Source organism: Bradyrhizobium sp. 186 (genome assembly GCF_023101685.1).
Lineage (GTDB): Bacteria > Pseudomonadota > Alphaproteobacteria > Rhizobiales > Xanthobacteraceae > Bradyrhizobium.
The window spans coordinates 3,563,955-3,583,732 of sequence record NZ_CP082164.1 but is presented as its reverse complement, the minus strand read 5'-3'; the positions used below and the strand labels follow the sequence as shown (position 1 = coordinate 3,583,732).

15 protein-coding genes are annotated in these 19,778 nt (G+C 65.2%); 9 read left to right on the top strand and 6 right to left on the bottom strand.

Features of this window, described 5'->3' with window-relative positions:
• The first annotated feature begins 104 nt into the window (after positions 1-104).
• Positions 105-1,448 carry a PLP-dependent aminotransferase family protein gene (locus IVB18_RS17030; protein WP_247990184.1) on the top strand — a complete coding sequence of 448 codons (1,344 nt, stop codon included), beginning with the start codon at positions 105-107 and terminating at the stop codon, positions 1,446-1,448.
• A gap of 15 nt (positions 1,449-1,463) precedes the next feature.
• Here IVB18_RS17030 and IVB18_RS17025 read toward each other — a convergent pair whose 3' ends face one another.
• Complete coding sequence (locus IVB18_RS17025; protein WP_247990183.1) at positions 1,464-2,063, bottom strand: YdcF family protein; 600 nt, start codon at positions 2,061-2,063, stop codon at positions 1,464-1,466.
• A 65-nt stretch (positions 2,064-2,128) separates the two neighbouring features.
• Positions 2,129-2,716, bottom strand: coding sequence for a hypothetical protein (locus IVB18_RS17020; RefSeq protein WP_247990182.1), 588 nt, complete (start codon positions 2,714-2,716; stop codon positions 2,129-2,131).
• 65 nt (positions 2,717-2,781) lie between these two features.
• On the opposite strand from IVB18_RS17020, the gene IVB18_RS17015 reads away from it, so the two are divergent.
• The gene (locus IVB18_RS17015) at positions 2,782-3,216 is read left to right on the top strand and encodes a hypothetical protein (protein ID WP_247990181.1); all 435 of its coding nucleotides are present in this window, start codon (positions 2,782-2,784) and stop codon (positions 3,214-3,216) included.
• Between the two features lie 3 nt (positions 3,217-3,219).
• Here IVB18_RS17015 and IVB18_RS17010 read toward each other — a convergent pair whose 3' ends face one another.
• The 4 genes from IVB18_RS17010 to IVB18_RS16995 form a co-directional block, all read right to left on the bottom strand.
• Positions 3,220-5,616, bottom strand: coding sequence for an EAL domain-containing protein (locus IVB18_RS17010; RefSeq protein ID WP_247990180.1), 2,397 nt, complete (start codon positions 5,614-5,616; stop codon positions 3,220-3,222).
• A 98-nt stretch (positions 5,617-5,714) separates the two neighbouring features.
• The gene (locus IVB18_RS17005) at positions 5,715-7,475 is read right to left on the bottom strand and encodes an IS1634 family transposase (RefSeq protein ID WP_247990179.1); all 1,761 of its coding nucleotides are present in this window, start codon (positions 7,473-7,475) and stop codon (positions 5,715-5,717) included.
• A gap of 217 nt (positions 7,476-7,692) precedes the next feature.
• Positions 7,693-9,099 (bottom strand): MFS transporter, encoded by a 1,407-nt coding sequence (locus IVB18_RS17000; protein WP_247990178.1) that lies wholly within the window; start codon positions 9,097-9,099, stop codon positions 7,693-7,695.
• A 143-nt stretch (positions 9,100-9,242) separates the two neighbouring features.
• Positions 9,243-9,749, bottom strand: coding sequence for a ferritin-like domain-containing protein (locus IVB18_RS16995; protein ID WP_247990177.1), 507 nt, complete (start codon positions 9,747-9,749; stop codon positions 9,243-9,245).
• Between the two features lie 399 nt (positions 9,750-10,148).
• Between IVB18_RS16995 and IVB18_RS16990 the strand changes: the two genes are divergently transcribed.
• From IVB18_RS16990 to IVB18_RS16960, 7 genes are all read left to right on the top strand, one after another.
• The gene (locus tag IVB18_RS16990; protein ID WP_247990176.1) at positions 10,149-11,228 is read left to right on the top strand and encodes a YbhN family protein; all 1,080 of its coding nucleotides are present in this window, start codon (positions 10,149-10,151) and stop codon (positions 11,226-11,228) included.
• A 101-nt stretch (positions 11,229-11,329) separates the two neighbouring features.
• On the top strand, positions 11,330-13,282 hold the full coding sequence (locus IVB18_RS16985) for a hypothetical protein (protein WP_247990175.1): 1,953 nt from the start codon (positions 11,330-11,332) through the stop codon (positions 13,280-13,282).
• Between the two features lie 159 nt (positions 13,283-13,441).
• Positions 13,442-14,794, top strand: coding sequence for an MFS transporter (locus IVB18_RS16980; protein ID WP_247990174.1), 1,353 nt, complete (start codon positions 13,442-13,444; stop codon positions 14,792-14,794).
• Positions 14,795-14,921: 127 nt separating this feature from the next.
• Entirely contained in the window at positions 14,922-15,827 is a 906-nt protein-coding gene (locus IVB18_RS16975; protein WP_247990173.1) for a LysR substrate-binding domain-containing protein, read from the top strand.
• Between the two features lie 125 nt (positions 15,828-15,952).
• Positions 15,953-16,897, top strand: a complete 945-nt coding sequence (gene kdgD / locus IVB18_RS16970; protein WP_247990172.1) for a 5-dehydro-4-deoxyglucarate dehydratase — start codon at positions 15,953-15,955, stop codon at positions 16,895-16,897.
• Positions 16,898-16,923: 26 nt separating this feature from the next.
• Positions 16,924-18,267, top strand: a complete 1,344-nt coding sequence (gudD, locus tag IVB18_RS16965; RefSeq protein ID WP_247990171.1) for a glucarate dehydratase — start codon at positions 16,924-16,926, stop codon at positions 18,265-18,267.
• Between the two features lie 57 nt (positions 18,268-18,324).
• Positions 18,325-19,773, top strand: a complete 1,449-nt coding sequence (locus tag IVB18_RS16960; RefSeq protein ID WP_247990170.1) for an aldehyde dehydrogenase family protein — start codon at positions 18,325-18,327, stop codon at positions 19,771-19,773.
• Positions 19,774-19,778: the final 5 nt, after the last annotated feature.

Below are 19,778 nucleotides of genomic sequence, written 5' to 3'. Positions count from 1 at the left end.
TTCGGATTGCTCTCGCTCTCCTCGGCTCAATCGCGGGCCTTGATGGAACTTAAATGCTCCAGTACAATCATCGGTACAAGGAAAACATTGCTCTCGGTGCAATAATGTCCAAGTTCGAGTACGTGAAGCTTGCCGATGCCATTGCCGTCGATATCTCTAACGGCACGTTAAGACCCGGCGACCGGCTGCCGCCGCAGCGCAATTTTGCCTATGACCGTGGCATTGCGGTCTCGACTGCGAGCCGGGTTTATACGGAGCTTTTGCGCCGCGGGCTTGCCGTCGGCGAAGTCGGTCGCGGCACCTTCATCTCCGGCGACGTCAGGCGCGAAGTCGAGACGATGAGCGAGCCGCGCGATGCGCGCATCGACTTCGAGGTCAATTACGCGATGCTGCCGCAGCAATGGGCGATGATCGCCAAGAGCCTCGCGGGGCTGGAGCGCGTCGACGCACTCGAATCCGCGCTGCGCGTCTCGACCAGCACCGGCACCAAGAGCGCGCGCAATGCCGCCGCCGCCTATCTGGCGCGCAAGGACTTTACGCCGCAGGCCGAGCAGATCGTCTTCACCGCCAACGGCAAGCAATCGCTGGCGGCCGCACTCGCGGCCCTCGTTCCCACCGGCGGCCGCTGCGGCGTCGAGGCGCTGACCTACCCCTACGTCAAGAGCATCGCGGCGCGGCTCGGCGTGACGCTCGTCCCAATTCCGATGGACGAGCACGGCGCGCGGCCCGACGCGATCCAGAAAGCGCATCGCGAGGCACACCTGTCGGCGCTGTATCTCCAGCCCATCATCCAAAATCCGCTCGGCGTCACCATGAACGCGACACGGCGGGCCGATATCATGCGCGTCGCCGAAAAGCTCGACCTCACCATCATCGAGGACGCCGTCTATGGCTTCCTCGCCGACGACACGCCGCTGGCGGCACTCGGACCGGACCGCTGCATCGTGGTCGACAGCCTGTCCAAGAAGGTCGCGCCGGGCCTCGCGCTCGGCATCCTCGTCGCGCCGCCGCATCTGCGCGAGAGCGTGATGAGCGCGGTCCGGACCGGCGGCTGGATCGCCTCCGGCCACGCGCTCGCGGCCGGGCAGCGGCTGATGGCCGACGGCACCGTCGCCGAGCTGACGCGGCTAAAGCGCATCGACGCCGCGCGCCGCCAGCAGACCGCGGCAAAGCTGCTCGCCGGCTATCAGATCGCGGCCGACCCGCGCTCCTATCATCTCTGGCTGACGCTGCCGTCGCATTGGCGCTCGCAGACCTTCGTCGCGGCAGCAGCCCGGCGCAGCATTGCGCTGACACCGTCCTCGACCTTCGCGATCGCGCATGGACATGCGCCGAACGCGGTGCGGCTCGCGCTCGCCCCGCCCTCGCTCGAGCAGCTCGATTCCGGCCTGCGCACGATCGTGTCCCTGCTCGGCACCAAGGAAGAGGATTTTGACTCGACTGAGTAGTGTCCCCTTGTCCCATCACTCCTCCGGCCACTCCGCGATGAAGTCCCTTGCCTTGTAGGGCTCGATCTTGTCCCATTCGTGCAGAATGCGGCGACGAAATTCGGCATCGGTGTGCCAGAGCGCGCGCGGCGTCGTGAAATTGTCGACGGTGAGCAGCATCTTGGTAACCTCCGGCCAGTGCCGGTGCAGCGTCATCGGATAGCGCCGCGCGGTCCAGGTGTTGCCGACGCAGATCACGCTGCGGACATTATGCAGTCCCAGCGCGGCAGCGATGATCGGCAGCGAGAGGATCACGTTCTCGCCCGTGTTCATCGCGCGATGTTCCTCCAGGATCCGGTCCGCGGGAATGCCTGCCGCGGCCATCGCCGCCTTGATGATAGTGCACTCGGATTGCTCCGAGCCCGGCGTCACGCCGCCGCTGACGATCGACCAACGAAAAAAACCCTCGCGCCAGAGCCTCGCAGCGGTCTCAACACGTAGTGCAACGTCCTCGCGGGTCCCGAACATGAACAACAAGTCGGCCGGCGAGAGTGGCGTTTCGATCAGATGTCGCCGGTTGATCTCGGCGACCTCATCCGCCGTCGGTAGGCGGGTGCTGCGATCCATGGCTGACATGGCCGCACGATGCGACACCGGTACCCGGCCGCGAAGTCACGTTTGATTGCGGCGGATTGCAATCCCTAAGGCAGCAGCGATACCGGCACGCGATCGAAGCCGTAGCTCTGCGGCTGATTGCGCCGCACGAAGCCGCCGACCTGCCAGGTGAACAAGGCCGCAAAGCCGATGATGAACAGCACTCCCGCGAATTCGCCGATGATCAGCGCGCGGATCAACAGCCCCGCCATGGCCACCGCCAGCACCGCCAGGAATGCCAGCACAGCCGCATAGGTCTTGCGGCCGAGGCCCGCGGTCAACTCGGCACGGCTGCCGGCCTTCGCCATCCGCGCGTGCAGCTCGACGATAAAATCGCGAAAACCGTTGTCCTGCGGCGCCATCAGCGCCGCGGTCTGCCAGCTCGTCGACAGGATCGCGATACGGCCGCCGCCGGCACGGCGGACATCGGCGCGAAAGCGGTGCTGCTGCATCGACACCGGGCGGAACGACAGCCGGATCGCGCTGATCTCGTCGTAGCGCCACAGGCCGGAGCGGCCGCCGATGCGCCAGGACAGGCCGTCATCGGTCAGCTCGAAGCGATGCGCCGAGCCGATCAGCGACGCCCTGTAGGCGTAGCTCGTGGCCGACGCAGCCTGCGCCTCGGAAAGTTGCATCTTCACAATCGATCCCGTCCGCGGTCGGCTTGCGCGATCGCCCTCGCCCATCCTACAAGCGGGGCATGGCTGAGACGACCTTTTTTCCGCGCCGGCTGATTCTCGGCGCCGCCGTGATCTCCGGCGTGCTGCTCGCGCTCGCGGTTCACATGCTCGGGGCGCGCTACGGTCTCGACTTCGGTGGCCTCTGGCGTTCCGACACGCATGAGTTCATGCCGGCGGGCGCGGCGATCGCCTGGTGGCTGATCGCAACCGTCGGCTTCTCCGGCGGCTATTTCACAGCGACATTGATGCAGAGCGCCGTCTCCGGCCAGATCCCGCAAAGGATGCGGCAATTCCTGATCGCGGTCGGTGTGCTTCTGCTGGCGGGTGCAGGGCAAGCGGCCTCAGCGCCGAGCCCGATCCCGACCGTCTCCGGCGTGCTCGCCGGCCTTGCCGCGCTGTGTCTCGGCGCCGTGATGGCGTTCTGCGGCGCGCATTTCGCGCTGCGCCGCAGCTAGGCTTTACGCCGACGCGCGCAGCCGCGGCCGGTCCAGCATCATCGCCACGTCGGACGCAGGACGCGGCTTGCTGAACAGATAGCCCTGCGCCTGGGTGCAGCCCTCGCGCCGGAGCAGTTCGAGCTGCGCGTCGTTCTCGACCCCCTCCGCCGTGGTGACGATGCCGAGGCTGCGCCCCAAACCGGTCACGGCGCGGATGATCGCCATGGAATCCTCGCGCGTCGCGAGCTCCGACACGAAAGAGCGGTCGATCTTGATCTTGTCGAAGGGGAAGCTGCGCAGATAGCTCAGCGACGAATAGCCGGTGCCGAAATCGTCGAGCGAGATGCGCACGCCCATGGCGCGGAGCTCATGCAGCGTGGTCAGCGTCGCCTCGCTGTTCTGGAGCAGCACGGATTCGGTGATCTCGAGCTCGAGGCGGCGCGCCGCGAGCCCCGACAATGCCAGCGCATCGGTCACGGATGCGATCAGATTCGGGTTCTTGAACTGCACCGGCGACAGGTTGACGGCGACGTCGACATCGTCCGGCCAGGTGACCGCATCAGTGCACGCAGAGCGCAACACGAAGTCGCCGAGCTGGACGATCAGTCCGGTCTCCTCGGCGAGCGGAATGAAGCTCAGGGGTGCGATCAGCCCGCGCTGCGGATGATTCCAGCGCAGCAGCGCCTCGAAGGCGACGACGCGACCGCTGGCGACGTCGCGGATCGGCTGGTAGTAGGCTTGGAACTCGTCGCGCTGCAACGCCGCGCGCAGGTCCATCTCCAGCAGGCGCCGCGCCTGCGCGCGCGCATCCATGCCGGTTTCGAAGAAACGATAGGTTCCGCGGCCGTCCGCCTTGGCGCGGTACAGCGCAAGGTCGGCATTCTTCAACAACTCGTCCGGATTGTCGCCGTCTTGCGGCGACAACGAGATGCCGATCGACACGCCGATGACGATCTGATGATCGTCGATCTCGTAAGGCGCGGAGATCACTTCGACGAGACGGCCGGCAAGCAGCGCCGCAGCGGCCTCCTCGGACCGGCCGAGCTGGACCACGGCGAACTCGTCGCCGCCGAGTCGCGCCACGGTGTCGTTCTGGCCGACGGAGGCCGCGAGCCTGCGGCCGACCTCCTTGAGCAGCGCATCGCCGATGGGATGGCCGAGGGAGTCGTTGATGTCCTTGAAGTGATCGAGATCGAGGCAGAGCACCGCGAGCTGGTCGTGCGACCTCGCCCGGCGCAGACCCTGCTCGAGTTGCTCGTGGAACAGCACGCGGTTCGGCAGGTTGGTCAGCGCGTCATGGCGCGCCATGTGCGAGATCTTCGCCAGCGCCGCCAGCCACTCGGTAATGTCCTCGAAGGTCGCGACCCAGCCGCCGCCCTGCATCGGCTGGTTGACGACACGGATGGAGCGGCCGAACCTGCTCACGACGTCGGTCGTGGTGCGGCCCTCGCGCGCGTCGGCGACGAGGCGCGCGAAGAATTCGCCCGCATCGCCCAGCCACTGGCCCTTGGCCTGCTCCTCCCGCAGCACGTCGACGAGCCGGCGACCGGTGAGCGGAATATCGGTGCGGCCGAGCATCGCGGCGTAGCGCTCGTTGAACAGGATGATCTTGCCGTCCGCATCGAACATGCACAGCCCCTGCGACATGTTCTCGAGCGCGGTGTCCAGCACGATCTGCTGGCGCCCCAATTCACCCTTGGCGCGGCGGTCGAGCAGCGCAGCGACGAGCGCGATCGCAATGATCGCGACCGCGGCGCTGGCCGTGAGGAAGGACAGCGAGGCCGGCGCGATCGACATCGCGCTGATCGCAAGCGTCGGGTCCGGCGTCAGCAGCACCGCGCCCATCGCGGTGAAATGATGCGCGACGATGGCGAGCGTCAGCAGGGCGGTCGCGGCCAGCGCGTAGGAAAGATCGTCGCGGCGCGCGGCGACGAACAGCGCCAGCGCCGCAAAGACGATGCCGAACAGGACCGAGGCGACAACCGTGCCTTCAGCCCAGCTCACGCGCGCGGGAATTTCCAGCGCCGCCATACCGGTGTACATCGCCGCGACGCCGCCGCCGACGATGGCGCCACCGAGAACGATCCATCGCGTCCGCGCGGAAGATACCGCGATGCTCAATCCCACGAAGGTCACGGAGATCGCGAAGATCAGCGACAGGATCGTCACCGGAATGTTGTAGGCACCATCGGCACCCGGCCCATAGGCCAGCATCGCGATGAAATGCGTCGCCCAGATGCCGCATCCGCTGACGACGGCATCCAGGCTGATCCAGGCCAGGCGCCCGGGTCCCTGCGTCGCGCGCGCCCGGTGAAACAGGCTGATCGCCGCCGCGCTTGCGAGCAGGCACACCGCGCCGCCGAGCGCAACAAGCTGCCAGTCATGCTGGTCCGTGAGACAGTAAAGAACTTGATACATTGCCGGCCCCTATAGGACCTGCACTAGACCGAAGTTTTCGCTTGGGAAGTGTGCAAGGGATTGATCCGACTCGATAAGTTGACGGTCGGTGTTTTCAATTACTGGACACGCAGCGGGTCAAGATCGAGCAGCTTGAACGCGGTCTCCTGGACGGAGGTTGGTGTGGAATGGAGCATGAAGCGATGCTTGGTGTGAAGGGGCACGCGCATCGTGTTTCGGACCAGCGTGCCGAGATGGGCGATGAGCGCATCGAAGCTCATGACGTGATGGCCGTCGGCTGATCGCTTTGTTGCCTTCTTGGCCTTCGCCGCCTCAGATGGTTCGGTCTTGGCGACGGGAGAGGTCCGTTCTCCCCGGGCGGCCTCAAGGTCGGTGTCGTGGAACAACAGCGGCGCCAAGGCTTCTCGCAGGTGCCATTCGACGTGATAGGCCAGCATGCACAGGAAGACATGGGCCCGCACGTGCTGTGCCGTCCAGTGGCGGATCGGCCGTATTTCGAGATCGATGGTTTTCATGGACCGGAAGCTGCGTTCGACTCGCGACAGGTCCTTGTAGGCCTGAACCGCCTCTGCAGCGTCGAGATGCCCAGCGGGTATGCTGGTTCGGATGACGTAGATGCCGTCGAGGCGAGCCTCTTCCTCGATCTGCTCGATCCGTCGCTGCCATGAGAGATAGCCATCGGCCACTTCGACGTCGAAGTGCTTGGCCATCTTCTTGCGGTCCAAAACCGCACCAACCGCGATGCCGATCTGGGCGGAACTGCGCAACGCAGAGTGTTTGCGCTGGACCTGCGCTTGAACGCGGGCAAGTTCGTGCTCGGTCGCGGCCAGCAGATCCTCGCGTTTGCGCGCTCGTTCGGCTGCCAGATCGCGATTGCGACAGACGATCAGCCGCTCGCCTGGGAACAGGTCAGGGGCGCTGATTTCGGCGAGATCGCGGTCATCGAACAGCGACAGCTGCAGCGGCCCGTTCTCCGCCGCCAAAGCCTGGATCGCCGGCGCGCGCAGGCAGGTGATCCAATCGACGCCCGCCGGCTTGAGATCATCGCGGATGCGTGCCGAGGTGATCATTCCCCGATCCCCGACCAACACCATACGGCTGATCCCGAAGCGATCCTTGATCTTTTGGACTTGAGAACTCAGCGTCTTCGGATCGGCCGTGTTGCCGTCGAAGACTTCAACCGCAATCGGCAGCCCCTCACGCGTACAGAGCAGCCCGTAGACAATCTGCGGCCGGTCGCCCCGGTGATCGCGGCTATGGCCATAGCGCGCCAGCGGACAGCAGCGGCCCTCAAAGTAGGACGAGCTGACGTCGTAGAGCACCAGCACGCCGTCCTGGAGATGTCGCCGCGCCAAGCCGGTCTCGATCCGCGCCTGGCGCTCGACCAGCCAATCGAGCGCCTCATAGGCCTCGCGCTCCTTCACCTTGCCCAGGCGCAGAACCGATCCGAGGCTGGAGATTGCCGTCTCCTGATCCACCGCCCGTACAAAGCCAAGCTTCGAGCGTGGCGCAATCAACCGATCAACGATCATGGCTACCACCAGATCGTAATGGCGTCGCGATGCCTCATCCTTCGTCGTGCTTAAAATCAGCCGATCCAGTGCAATTCTGCGGATCGTCCCGAGCGCCGCTGCAACATGGCCGTGAGGCAGTGAGCGCTCGATTTGAATCTCGTCCGGTCCGGTGCCAATCACCGTGCCGCCCTTGAGCAGAGCCTTCAGTCCGCCAATCAAATCCACCGGCAGCTTGCTCAGATTGGCCAAGGTCCGCTTCTGCGCGCGGCCATGCTCGTCGCGATACGCCTCCCGCAACAGCACCGCAGGCGGCGAGCCTCGATTGGGAATCGTCTCGATGAACATTCCCAAATCGAATCACATCTCGACTGATTTGGGAATCCCCGTTACATGGATACAAACTGCAAACTACTCTCCGCCCATCCGCCCGAAAGGATTCGTCTTTCAGGTCAAACCAAGCGCAAACTTCGGACTAGAACCGGCAGAGATGGACAGTCGGTAACCGGCTACGAGCCGGTTCCGGGAATGGTGAACGGACGATGTGCGCGTTCGCTCACATTGTTCATCCTCGCGCCCGTGCGCCGAACCCGATCACGGCGGCGGCCAGCAACAGGACGACCGCGGAGATCGCCAGCGACAGATGCAGGCCTTCCATGAACGCGCCTTCGCCGGCGATCAGCGAGCCGAACAGGGCCACGCCAAGCACGCTGCCCGTTTGCCGGGTCGCGTTCAGCACCCCTGCCGCGATGCCGGAGCGAGCCTTCTCGACGCTGCCCAGCAAAGTCGAGGTCAAGGGCGGCACCAGGAGTCCGAGCCCGCCGCTGATCGCGATCATCTGCGCGCAGATCGTCCAATAGCTCGTCCCGGCTTCGATCCAAAGCAGTCCTAGGCAGCCGAGCGCCGAGATGGAGGCGCCGACGACGATGGTCGGGCACGAGCCGATGCGCTCGGCGAGGTGCGGCGCCAGCAGATTAACCGGCAGCACCGCAGCCATCATCGGCATGAAGGCGAGCCCGGTCCACCAGGCCGACAGCCCGTTGACGCGCTGGAAGTACAGGCTGAGCACGAAGATCAGGCCGTAGATCGCGATGTTCACCAGCAGGCCAACGATCGTGGTCAAGGTAAACAGCCGGTGACTGAACAGCGATAGCGGCAGCATCGGCTGAGCCGTGCGGCTTTCCTGCCATACGAACAGCGCTGCGAGAATCGTTGCGGCGGCGAAAGCTCCGACCACGGCCGGATGCCCCCAGCCGAGCGCGCCGCCCTCGATGATCGCGCCGGCGAGTGCTCCGAGCGCGCCGATCGCGGCACACTGGCCAAGGAGATCGATTTCGCGCGAGCGTAAGCGCGTGGTCTCGGCGGCATAGCGCCAGGTCAGCCACAGGCCGGCGAGCCCGACCGGCAAATTGACCAGGAAGATCGCGCGCCACCCGACCAGCGTGATCAGGCCGCCGCCGACGAAGGGACCCGCGGTCAGCGCCAGGCTCGCACCGGCGGCCCAGATCGCCACGGCGCGACCGCGCTGGCGGTCGTCCGGATAGGCATGATTGAGCAATGCCAGCGAATTCGGCACCAGGATCGCAGCCGCCAGGCCTTGGACGAGCCGCGCGCCGATCAGCGCGACGGCATTGGGCGACACCGCGCAGGCGAGCGAGGCCGCGGTGAAGATGGCAAACCCGGCCATGAAGACGCGTTTGGCGCCGATGCGGTCGCCGAGCGCTCCCGCCGTCAGGATGAAGGCGGCAAAGGCGATGGTGTAGGCGCTGACCACCCATTGCAGCTCGGCGACGCCGCCGCCGAGCGTCTTGCCCATGGCATCGAGCGCGGTGTTGACGATGGTGACATCGAGCTGCACCACACCATAGCCGAGGCTCATCGCGGCGAGTGTGAGAGACGTCGCGAGACGCGTAGCACGCGAGGCGCCTTTGGAGTCGTCGAAGGATTCGAATTTGAATGTATCGGCTCGCATGCTGCACCTCGATCGCAGCCCCATGCGAAACATACGCTTCCGGCCCGCCACCATATTTCGACAATGGCCGAAGGATGTTTGCCAAAAAGAAAGCGCCGCGCGTCGGCCGTGCGGCGCTTTCTTCTTTCCTTGCTATACTCTCACTAGCCGGCCGCGCGCAGGTTCACCTTGCTCTCGGCGAGCACCGTGAGCTTCTTGTCGGTCGCCTTTTCTTCCTCGAGCGTCTTGGCGAGCACGCTGGCGCAATCGGTGCGACCGAGCTGCTTGGCCCAGGCGATCAGGCTGCCGTAGCGCACGATCTCGTAGTGCTCGGCGGCCTGCGCCGCGTTGATGAGCGCGGCGTCGAGCACGGCCTTGTCGGCGACTTCGCCCGCGGTCTCGTCGGCTTCCTCGATAATGCCGTCGATCGCCGGGCAATCCACCGCCTTCACTTGCGCGCCATGCATCTTGAACACTTCCTCGAGACGCTTGACGTGCTGCTTGGTCTCTTCGAGGTGCGTCAAAAAGCCCTGCTTCAACTGCGGATCGGTGGCCTTATCTGCCATTTTCGGCAGCGCTTTGGTGAGCTGCTGCTCGGCATAATAGATGTCCTGCAGCTGATGCACGAATAGGTCGTTCATGGTCTTGATGTCTTTTGTGAACAGTCCCATCGTTCCAATCCTCGCACGTTCGGGAACAGGACGGCACGTCTTCGCACGCGAAGCCGCATCCTGCCATGTTCGATTGCTGATGCGCCCCTAACCAGCACGCCGCGACGATGTTCCGAAAAAAACCTGCATCGCTTGCGCTGGAACAATGCCGGCCGCGCCAGGAGCTGGGATGTGAGCGGCTGGCGCGACTCGAATGCTTAACGCGCCGCCAATGTGTACCAGATGTGACAAGGGCGGCCGGTTCAACGCAGAACCTATCCTTGTCAAGGGCTGCACAAGCCGCCCTTTTTGCCTTAAATGAGCTAGATTATACCTAGCGATCGACGCCCGCCTTGGCAGCGATCGCACCCGACGCGCCAATGCCTGGGCGGGTCGGACTTGCCCCCGCCGGGAGGATGAATGCACGGACTGCTGCCCGCGTTGCAACGCGGCTTCAAGAGATGGATCGGCTGGCGACGGCTTGGAATTGCCGCGAGCGTCTTCATCATTGCCTTCGCGATCGCCACGCTTGTGCGGACCCTCAAGGGCATCGATACCGGCGTCATCCTGACGGCGTTAACCGAGATTCCCCGCGGCAATATCGGGCTGGCGGCGATCTGCGTGTTTTTCGCGTTCTGTACGCTGACCTTCTATGACTTTTTTGCACTGCGAACGATCGGCAAGAAGCACGTGCCCTATCGCATCGCAGCGCTCTCCAGCTTCACGTCCTATTCGATCGGCCACAATATCGGTGCCACCGTGTTCACCGGCGGGGCGATCCGCTTCCGGATCTATTCGGACTACGGGCTGAACGCGATCGACGTCGCAAAAATCTGCTTCCTGTCCGGCCTGACCTTCTGGCTCGGTAACATCTTCGTGCTCTCGATCGGCATGGCGATCCATCCGGCTGCCGCCTCCTACATGGATCAGCTCCCGTCGTCGATCAACCGGCTGATCGCGCTCGGCGGCCTTGCCTCGATCGGCGCCTATCTGGTCTGGCTCTGCATGGGCGAGAAGCGCCGCGAGCTCGGCCAGAAGGGCTGGAAGGTGGTGCTGCCGTCCGCGCCGCTGACGCTGGTGCAGATCCTGATCGGCGTGGTCGATCTCGGCTTCTGCGCGCTGGCGATGTACCTCCTGGTGCCGGCCAATCCGCCGATCGATTTCCTGTCGCTCGCCGTCGTGTTCATCCTGGCGACGCTGCTCGGCTTTGCCAGCCACGCCCCGGGCTCGCTCGGCGTGTTCGACGCCGCCATGCTGGTGGCGCTGCCCGAATTCGGCCGCGAGGAGTTGCTGGCGACCCTTTTGGTCTTCCGCATCCTCTATTTCGTGATCCCGTTCGGTCTTGCCATCTCCATCATGGGCGCACGCGAGCTCTGGATGAACGTCGTGGAGCCCTGGCAGGAGCGCCGGCGGCTGGCGGAGGCCTGCGCGCAGGCCAACCTGCCCAAGCAGGTAGCAGCGATGGAGCGCGAACGGTCGCTGCGGCAGGCCAAACGCTAAGCCGCTGGACGGCGGCCCGCAAAACCGTCAGACAAAGTTGCAGGCGGGGGAGCAGTTCCTCTCTTATTTCCGCCTCAACTTTGCCGTTGAAGACGCGGGCCATGATCCCTGTATCCCTTCGCCCTTTCCTCGCGGGCGCCCTGCTGCTCGCGGGGCTCCTCACCGCTTTGCCGTTCGAGCGCGTGGCCGCGCAGGATTCCGGCGCCATCCAGATCAGCTGGGAAGTGCGCAACCGCTTCCGGCTGTTCCGCGAGGAGCGCGACTTCCTGCTTCACGCCGAGAACGCCCGCAACCGCAGCATCCTCGCCACTGAGCAGTCGCTGGAGCTGCAGAGCGAGGGCCGCGGCTGGGCCCGGAACATGGTCAACCGGCTCTGCATCGACCTCCAGGGCCGGGTCAACCAGCCCTGCAATCGCGACAACGTGAAGGAAAACTACCTCACCCCGATCGACCACCCCGTCACCGTGCGCCTGACCGGCGCGGTGCCGGTCGGTGCCACCTGCGCCTGGTCGTTCGACGACGGCGACGGGCAGCAAGCCTCGACCTTCGACTGCGCCGAGCCGGTGAATTTGCGCGTCCGCTACGGCAAGCAGACGGTGGCGAGCGTCGACGTCTCCTCCGGCTCAGATCCAACCCAGCGTGTCCAGGCCGAGATCCAGGTCCGCGATATCTTCGTCGCCGGCTTGGGCGACAGCATCGCCTCCGGCGAAGGCAATCCGGACCGCCCGCTGGCGCTGTCGGATGAAGGCTTCTGCTTCCGCTCCTATCTCGGCACCGCCGGCGCGCAATATTACCGGCCGAGCCGCGCTGGATATAAGGGCGGCCGCGCCTGCGAGGCGCCGGATACGCTGGCCAACTGGCAGCGCTACGGCGCGCTCTGGTTCAACTCCCCTTGCCACCGCTCGCTCTACAGCTACCAGGCTCGCACGGCGCTGGCGCTCGCGGTGCGCTATACGCATATCGCGGTGACATTTCTGCCGCTCGCCTGTACCGGCGCCAGCATCGGCGATGGTCTGCTCGGCTCGCAGCGCGCCCGGGAGTGCCTCCCCGGCAAGAGCGGCGCCTGCCAGACCAGCGTGAACGCGCAAATCGCCGAGCTGCGCGAAGCGCTCACCGCCGCCAAAAAGCGCCAGCCCGACCGTACGCTCGACCTCGTGCTGCTCTCGATCGGCGCCAACGACATCTACTTCTCCGGCCTCGTCGCCGACGTCATCGTCGAGACCGCAACCGAGCGCGCGCTGTTCCGACGCTCCGGCGTGATGGCGAGCGTCGACGATTCCCGCGACGCGCTGGCCCGCGAGCTGCCGCAGAATTTCGTCAAGCTGCGCGAGGCGCTGAAGCCGCTCGTCGGCGGCGACCTCTCGCACGTCGTCTATGTCTCCTATGCCAATCCGGCGCTCGCGGACGGCGGCGTGCCCTGCCGCGGCGGCCGTGCCGGCTTCGACATCCATCCCGCCTTCAACGCCGACCCGCAGCGTCTCGCCCGCGTCTCGACCTTCGTCGATACCGAGTTCCTGCCGCAACTGAAGGGCCTCGCTACCTGCACGCGCGGCGCGCTCTGTCGCGATCCCGAAGCCGACCGCATGACCTTCGTGGATTCGCATCAGGTCGCGTTCGCGGATCACGGCTTCTGCGCGCATGCCGGCAACGATCCCGAATTTGACCGCACCTGTTTTGCCGAGAACGGCCAGAGCTTCAATCCGGACATCGTGTCGGCCGCGAGCCAGCCGATGCTGTGCGGCCGCAGCGCCTCCGAATATCGCGCCTACCTGCCCCGCGCGCGCTGGATCCGCGACGCCAATGACAGCTATTTTGCGGCGATGACCTATCCGCAAGGCTTGCCGGCCGCGAGCCAGCCGACCGACATCCACGACGCGACCTGGGGCGTGCTCTCCGCCGTCTATGGCGGCGCCGTGCATCCCTCCGCCGAAGGCCACGCCGCAATGGCGGACGCCACGCTGCCAGCCGCGAGCACCGTGCTCGGGCTGGATGCTGTGCCGCCCGGCGTGACGCGCGGACTGTTGCCGCAGCTGCTGCCGCGCGCGCAGCAGTAAACCGCGTGAAGACACTCTCTCCACGTACCGTTCCCGCCACCTGCCGTTCCATCAATCCAAAAACGGTATCGATCGATACCCCCTTGAACTTGGACACTTTGCCACGCGTGCCTCTAGGAGTCGTCGCGAGGAAACATTCAAGTTCTAAGGAGGCGCATGATGAGCGCAGTTGTGTCCGCAGCGGACGTGAGGAGGTCTCGCGTCAGGCTGCTCATCGTGACCATGTTGTTCCTGGTCACCACGGTCAACTACGCCGACCGCGCCACGCTCTCGATCGCGGGCCCCGCGCTGTCCAAGGAGCTCCATCTCGACCCAGTCGCCATGGGCTACATCTTCTCGGCCTTCGGCTGGTCCTATGTGATCGCACAGGTGCCGGGCGGCTGGCTGCTGGACCGCTACGGCTCGCGCCTCGTCTATGCCTTCAGCATCATCGTCTGGTCGCTGTTCACGATGCTGCAGGGCTGGGTCGGCTTCTTCAGCGCCGGCACCGCGATCGTCTTGCTGTTCGGCTTGCGCTTCCTGGTCGGCATTGCGGAGGCGCCCTCCTTCCCCGCCAACGCCCGCATCGTCGCGGCCTGGTTTCCCGGCAACGAGCGCGGCACCGCGTCGGCTTTCTTCAACTCGGGACAGTATTTCGCGACCGTGATCTTCGCGCCGTTGATGGGCTGGATCGCGCACGACTACGGCTGGCGCTACGTTTTCTTCGTGATGGGCGCGCTCGGCGTCGTGATGGGCTTCGTCTGGATCAAGACCATCTACGGCCCGAAGGAGCATCCCGGCATCAACGAGGCCGAATTCGACTACATCAAGGAGGGCGGCGCACTGGTCGATCTCGACGCGCCCAAGGATGATCTGAAGAACGAGCGCGCAGCGGCCTCCGGCCCCGGTTGGGATCACATCCGCCAGCTTCTCTCCAACCGCATGATGCTCGGCGTCTATCTCGGCCAGTACTGCATCAACACGCTGACCTACTTCTTCCTGACCTGGTTCCCGGTCTACCTCGTCAAGGAGCGCGGGCTGTCGATCCTGCAAGCCGGCTTCGTCGCGACCCTGCCGGCGCTGTGCGGCTTCATCGGCGGCGTGCTCGGCGGCGTCATCTCCGATGCGATCCTGCGCAAGACGGGCTCGCTGACCATGGCGCGCAAGATCCCGATCGTCGGCGGCATGCTGCTGTCGATGTCGATCATCGCCTGCAACTATGTCGACGGACAGGCGCTCGTGGTCGGCTTCATGGCGCTCGCCTTCTTTGGCAAGGGCATCGGCGCGCTCGGCTGGGCGGTGGTCTCCGACACCTCGCCGAAGGAAGCCGGCGGCGTCTCCGGCGGCCTGTTCAACACCTTCGGCAACCTCTCTTCGATCAGCACTCCGATCGTGATCGGCTACATCCTGGCGGCGACCGGCTCCTTCAACGGTGCGCTGGTGTTCGTCGGCGCCAATGCGCTGGTCGCCGCGTTCGCCTATCTCGTGATCGTGGGCAAGATCGAGCGGGTGGTGCTCAAACGTTCCTCCTGAGCCCTCCGAGACCATCGGAGCGGACCAGGCAACTCAACGGCGGCTTAAACAGCCGCCGTCTTTGTTTCGGGGGAGATCGATGCTAGAAGCGCCGGGGAAACGCCTTATCCATCTAAGGCATGTATCGATGTTCGACCTCAACCAGCTCCGCTGTTTCGTCACAGTGGCCGAAGAACTGCATTTCGGCCGCGCCGCGGCGCGGCTGAACATGACCCAGCCGCCGCTGTCGCGGCAGATCCAGGTGCTCGAGCACATCATCGACGCGCCGCTGCTCGAACGCACCAGCCGTTCGGTGCGCCTGACCCCGGCCGGACGCAGCTTCCTGCCGGAGGCGCGGCGCATCCTGAAGCTCGCCGAAAGCGCTTCTCAGGTCGCCCGCCGCATCGCGCTCGGCAAGATCGGCTCGCTGAAGATCGGTTTCACCGCGGCGGCGGCCTACGGCTTTCTCCCGGAGCTCGTCGCGGCCTGCCGGGCAAGACTGCCCGAGGTCGATTTCTCGCTGAAGGAAATGGTCTCGGGCGACCAGTTCGAGGCGCTGACCTCAGGCCAGATCGACGCCGGACTGTTGCGGCCGCCGATCGCGCGCCCCGAACTTGCCAGCCGCCGCGTCGTCGCCGAGCCGCTGCTCGCCGCGATCCCGAAAAAGCATCCGCTGGCGAACGCAGAAAGCATCACCATCAAGGATTTCGACGGCCAGCCCTTCGTGATGTATTCGCCCTATGAGAGCCGCTACTTCCATGACCTGCTGGTGGCGCTGTTCACCCGCGCCGACATCCTGCCGCGCTATGTCCAGCATCTGAGCCAGATCCACTCGATCCTCGCCATGGTGCGCGCCGGCCTCGGCCTTGCGATCGTGCCAGCGGCGGCGGCGAGCTTGAAGATCGCGGACGTGCGCCTGAGGCCGCTGAAGCTGCGCACCCGCGTCCCGGTCGAGCTGTTCATGGTGTGGCGGCGCGACGATGAAAATCCGCTGCTCTCGGCCTTGGTGAAGATCGCGAGCGAATTGTCCTCGGCGGAGATGATGGAAGATTGATGCTGATTTCGCATCATTCGATATAGGCTTTGGCTTGGACGCGCATCGAACGGTCTCTTAAAGAACGGCGCATGGACGCACGGCTTTGTTGCGTCCTCGACAACAGACAGAAGGGAGCAGCGCCCATGAGCAAGATGACCCCGCAGGAGATGGCCCAGAAGATCGGATCCGGCCTCCTGTCCTTCCCCGTCACGCCGTTCAAGGCTGACTACTCCTTCGACGAGGCGACCTACCGCGCCAACATGGACTGGCTGTGCGGCTATGACGTCGCCGGCCTGTTCGCCGCCGGCGGCACCGGCGAGTTCTTCTCGCTGACGCCGACCGAAGTTCCCCACGTCGTCAAGATCGCCGTCGACGAGACCAAGGGCCGCGTGCCCGTGCTCGCCGGCACCGGCTACGGCACTGCGACCGCGCGCGAGATCGCGATCGGCGCCGAGAAGGCCGGCGCCGACGGCCTGCTGCTGCTGCCGCCCTATCTCACCCATTCCGAGCAGGATGGCCTCGCCGCCCATGTCGAGGCGATCTGCGCCTCCGTGAAGATCGGCGTCATCGTCTACAACCGCGACAACGCCATCCTCCAGCCCGACACGCTCGCCCGCCTCGCCGAGCGCTGCCCGAATCTCGTCGGCTACAAGGACGGCATCGGCGACATCGAGCTGATGACCCGCGTCTACACCAAGCTCGGCGATCGCCTGACCTATATCGGCGGCCTGCCGACGGCGGAGACCTTCGCGCTGCCCTATCTCGACATGGGCGTGACGACCTATTCCTCAGCCGTGTTCAACTTCGTTCCGGAGTTCGCCACCAATTTCTACGCCGCCGTGCGCAAGCGCGATCACGCGACGATCCACGCCGGGTTGAAGGATTTCATCCTGCCGCTGATCGCGATCCGCAACCGCAAGAAGGGCTACGCGGTCTCGATCATCAAGGCCGGCATGAAGGTGATCGGCCGCGACTCCGGACCGGTCCGTCCGCCGCTCACGGATCTCACCGAGCAGGAGGTCGCGGAACTGACCGCGCTGGTGAAAAATCTGCCCGCCATCCGATCGACACAACAGGCGGCAGAATAACAGAAGACAACAGGGAGGAGCGTGCGATGGCCCAGACTGACATCTCTGGTGCACCGGTCGTCACATCGATGCAGGTGATCCCGGTCGCCGGCCGCGACAGCATGCTCCTCAACTTAAGCGGCGCGCATGCGCCGTTCTTCACCCGCAACATCGTCATCCTCACCGACAATGCCGGTCACACCGGTGTCGGCGAGGTGCCGGGTGGGCAAAAGATCTGGCAGACGCTCCAGGACGCGCGCGATCTCGTGACCGGCAAGACCGTCGGCGCGCTCAACAACATTCTCGCCGACATCCGCACCGCCTTTGCCGACCGCGACGCCGGCGGCCGCGGCAAGCAGACCTTTGACCTGCGCGTGATGATCCACGCGGTCACGGCGATCGAGTCCGCGCTGCTCGACCTGCTCGGCCAGCATCTCAACCTGCCCGTTGCCGCGCTGCTCGGTGAAGGCCAGCAGCGCAAAAGCGTCGAGACGCTCGGCTATCTCTTCTTCGTCGGCGACATCAGCAAGAGCAAGCTCGCCTACGTCAAGGGCGAGACCGGCACGCCCGAATGGTTCAACCTCCGCCATCAGAACGCTATGACGCCGGAGACCGTGGTGCGGCTCGCGGAAGCCACCCATGACCATTACGGCTTCGCCGATTTCAAGCTCAAGGGCGGCGTCTTGCGCGGCGAGCAGGAGATCGAGGCCGTCACCGCGATCGCCAAGCGCTTTCCGAACGCGCGCGTCACGCTGGACCCGAACGGTGCCTGGTCGCTGGACGAGGCGATCCGGCTCTGCAAGGACATGCACGGCATCCTCGCCTATGCCGAGGACCCCTGTGGTGCGGAAGGCGGCTTCTCGGGCCGCGAGATCATGGCCGAGTTCCGCCGCGCCACGGGCCTGCCGACCGCGACCAACATGATCGCGACGGACTGGCGTCAGCTCTCCCATGCGCTGCGCCTGGGCGCGGTGGACATTCCGCTCGCCGATCCCCACTTCTGGACCATGCAGGGCTCGGTGCGCGTCGCCCAGGCCTGCCGTGACAACGGCCTGACCTGGGGTTCGCACTCCAACAACCATTTTGACATTTCGCTCGCGATGTTCACCCATGTGGGCGCCGCTGCCCCCGGCAAGGTGACCGCGATCGACACCCACTGGATCTGGCAGGACGGCCAGGCGCTGACCAGGGAGCCGCTCCAGATCAAGGGCGGCAAGATCGCCGTGCCCGAGCGGCCGGGCCTCGGCATCGAAATCGACCGTACCGCCATTGAAGCCGCGCATGGCCTCTACAAGCAGCATGGACTTGGCGCCCGCGATGACGCTATTGCCATGCAGGACCTGATCCCCGGCTGGGCCTTCGACGACAAGCGTCCCTGCCTCGTGCGATAAAACTTAGGCATGATCCCGGAAAAGGATCATACCCCTTGAATGACTTGGAGGAAAAACATGACAGCGATCCTGAAGAACTTCATCGGCGGCGAATGGGTCGACGGCTCCGGCGTCACCAAGAACATCAACCCCTCCAACACCAACGACCTCGTCGGCGAATATGCCAAGGCCGACAAGGCGCAGACCGAGAAGGCGATTGCCGCCGCCAAGGCCGCCTTCCCCGCCTGGGCACGCTCGACGCCGCAGGAGCGCTATGATGCGCTGAACAAGATCTCGACCGAGATCCTCGCCCGCAAGGAAGAACTCGGCCGCCTGCTTGCCCGCGAGGAAGGCAAGACCCTGCCCGAGGGCATCGGCGAGGTCGGACGTGCCGGCCAGATCTTTGCGTTCTTCGCCGGCGAGGCGCTGCGCCTGACCGGCGAGAAGGGCGCCTCCGTCCGTCCCGGCCTCGACGTCGAGCTCACGCGCGAGCCGGTCGGCATCATCGGCATGATCACGCCCTGGAATTTCCCGATCGCGATTCCTGCCTGGAAGATCGCGCCCGCGCTCTGCTACGGCAACACGGTCGTGTTCAAGCCCGCCGAGCTGGTGCCGGGCTCCGCGCATGCGCTGTCCGAGATCATCACCCGCTCGGGCATTCCCGCAGGCGTGTTCAATCTCGTCGTCGGCTCCGGCTCGGTGGTCGGCCAGACCCTGCTCGAGCACCCCGATGTCGCCGCGATCTCCTTCACCGGCTCGGTGCAAACAGGCCGCAAGATCGCGCAGGCCTGCGTGCTGTCGAACCCGATGAAAAAGTTCCAGCTTGAGATGGGCGGCAAGAATCCGCTGGTCGTGCTCGACGACGCCGACCTCAAGACCGCCGTCGAGGTCGCCGTCAACGGCGCCTATTTCTCGACCGGCCAGCGCTGCACCGCCTCCTCGCGCCTGATCGTCACCGAAGGCATCCACGACCGCTTCGTCGCCGCGATGACCGAGCGCCTGAAAGGCCTGTCGGTGGACGACGCACTCAAGGCCGGCGTGCATATCGGCCCCGTGGTCGACCAGAGCCAACTCGACCAGGACCTGCGTTATATCAAGATCGGCCAGGACGAAGGCGCCAAGCTCGCCTGGGGCGGCGAGCTGCTCAAGCGCGAGACGCCCGGCCATTACCTCCAGCCGGCGCTGTTCACCGAAGCCAACAACAACATGCGCATTGCGCGCGAAGAGATCTTCGGTCCGGTCGCGACCGTCATCCGCGCCAAGAACTACGAGGAGGCGCTCGCGATCTCCAACGACACCGAGTTCGGCCTCGCCTCCGGCATCTGCACCTCTAGCCTGAAATACGCCTCGCATTACAAGCGCAACAGCGAGTCCGGCATGGTGATGGTCAATCTGCCGACCGCCGGCGTCGACTATCACGTGCCGTTCGGCGGCCGGAAGGGATCGAGCTACGGCGCCCGCGAGCAGGGCTCCTATGCGCGCGAGTTCTACACCACGGTAAAGACCGCCTATACCTATCCCGGCTGATAGGC

What these genes read in the sequence shown, in the direction of transcription:
- IVB18_RS16980 (WP_247990174.1), top strand. Translation starts at nt 13,442, where the DNA reads ATGAGCGCAGTTGTGTCCGCAGCGGACGTGAGGAGGTCTCGCGTCAGG.
- IVB18_RS17000 (WP_247990178.1), bottom strand. Translation starts at nt 9,099, where the DNA reads ATGCGAGCCGATACATTCAAATTCGAATCCTTCGACGACTCCAAAGGC.
- IVB18_RS17025 (WP_247990183.1), bottom strand. Translation starts at nt 2,063, where the DNA reads ATGTCAGCCATGGATCGCAGCACCCGCCTACCGACGGCGGATGAGGTC.
- gudD (WP_247990171.1), top strand. Translation starts at nt 16,924, where the DNA reads ATGGCCCAGACTGACATCTCTGGTGCACCGGTCGTCACATCGATGCAG.
- IVB18_RS16985 (WP_247990175.1), top strand. Translation starts at nt 11,330, where the DNA reads ATGATCCCTGTATCCCTTCGCCCTTTCCTCGCGGGCGCCCTGCTGCTC.
- IVB18_RS17030 (WP_247990184.1), top strand. Translation starts at nt 105, where the DNA reads ATGTCCAAGTTCGAGTACGTGAAGCTTGCCGATGCCATTGCCGTCGAT.
- IVB18_RS16995 (WP_247990177.1), bottom strand. Translation starts at nt 9,749, where the DNA reads ATGGGACTGTTCACAAAAGACATCAAGACCATGAACGACCTATTCGTG.
- IVB18_RS17010 (WP_247990180.1), bottom strand. Translation starts at nt 5,616, where the DNA reads ATGTATCAAGTTCTTTACTGTCTCACGGACCAGCATGACTGGCAGCTT.
- kdgD (WP_247990172.1), top strand. Translation starts at nt 15,953, where the DNA reads ATGAGCAAGATGACCCCGCAGGAGATGGCCCAGAAGATCGGATCCGGC.
- IVB18_RS16990 (WP_247990176.1), top strand. Translation starts at nt 10,149, where the DNA reads ATGCACGGACTGCTGCCCGCGTTGCAACGCGGCTTCAAGAGATGGATC.
- IVB18_RS16975 (WP_247990173.1), top strand. Translation starts at nt 14,922, where the DNA reads ATGTTCGACCTCAACCAGCTCCGCTGTTTCGTCACAGTGGCCGAAGAA.
- IVB18_RS17005 (WP_247990179.1), bottom strand. Translation starts at nt 7,475, where the DNA reads ATGTTCATCGAGACGATTCCCAATCGAGGCTCGCCGCCTGCGGTGCTG.
- IVB18_RS17020 (WP_247990182.1), bottom strand. Translation starts at nt 2,716, where the DNA reads ATGCAACTTTCCGAGGCGCAGGCTGCGTCGGCCACGAGCTACGCCTAC.
- IVB18_RS17015 (WP_247990181.1), top strand. Translation starts at nt 2,782, where the DNA reads ATGGCTGAGACGACCTTTTTTCCGCGCCGGCTGATTCTCGGCGCCGCC.
- IVB18_RS16960 (WP_247990170.1), top strand. Translation starts at nt 18,325, where the DNA reads ATGACAGCGATCCTGAAGAACTTCATCGGCGGCGAATGGGTCGACGGC.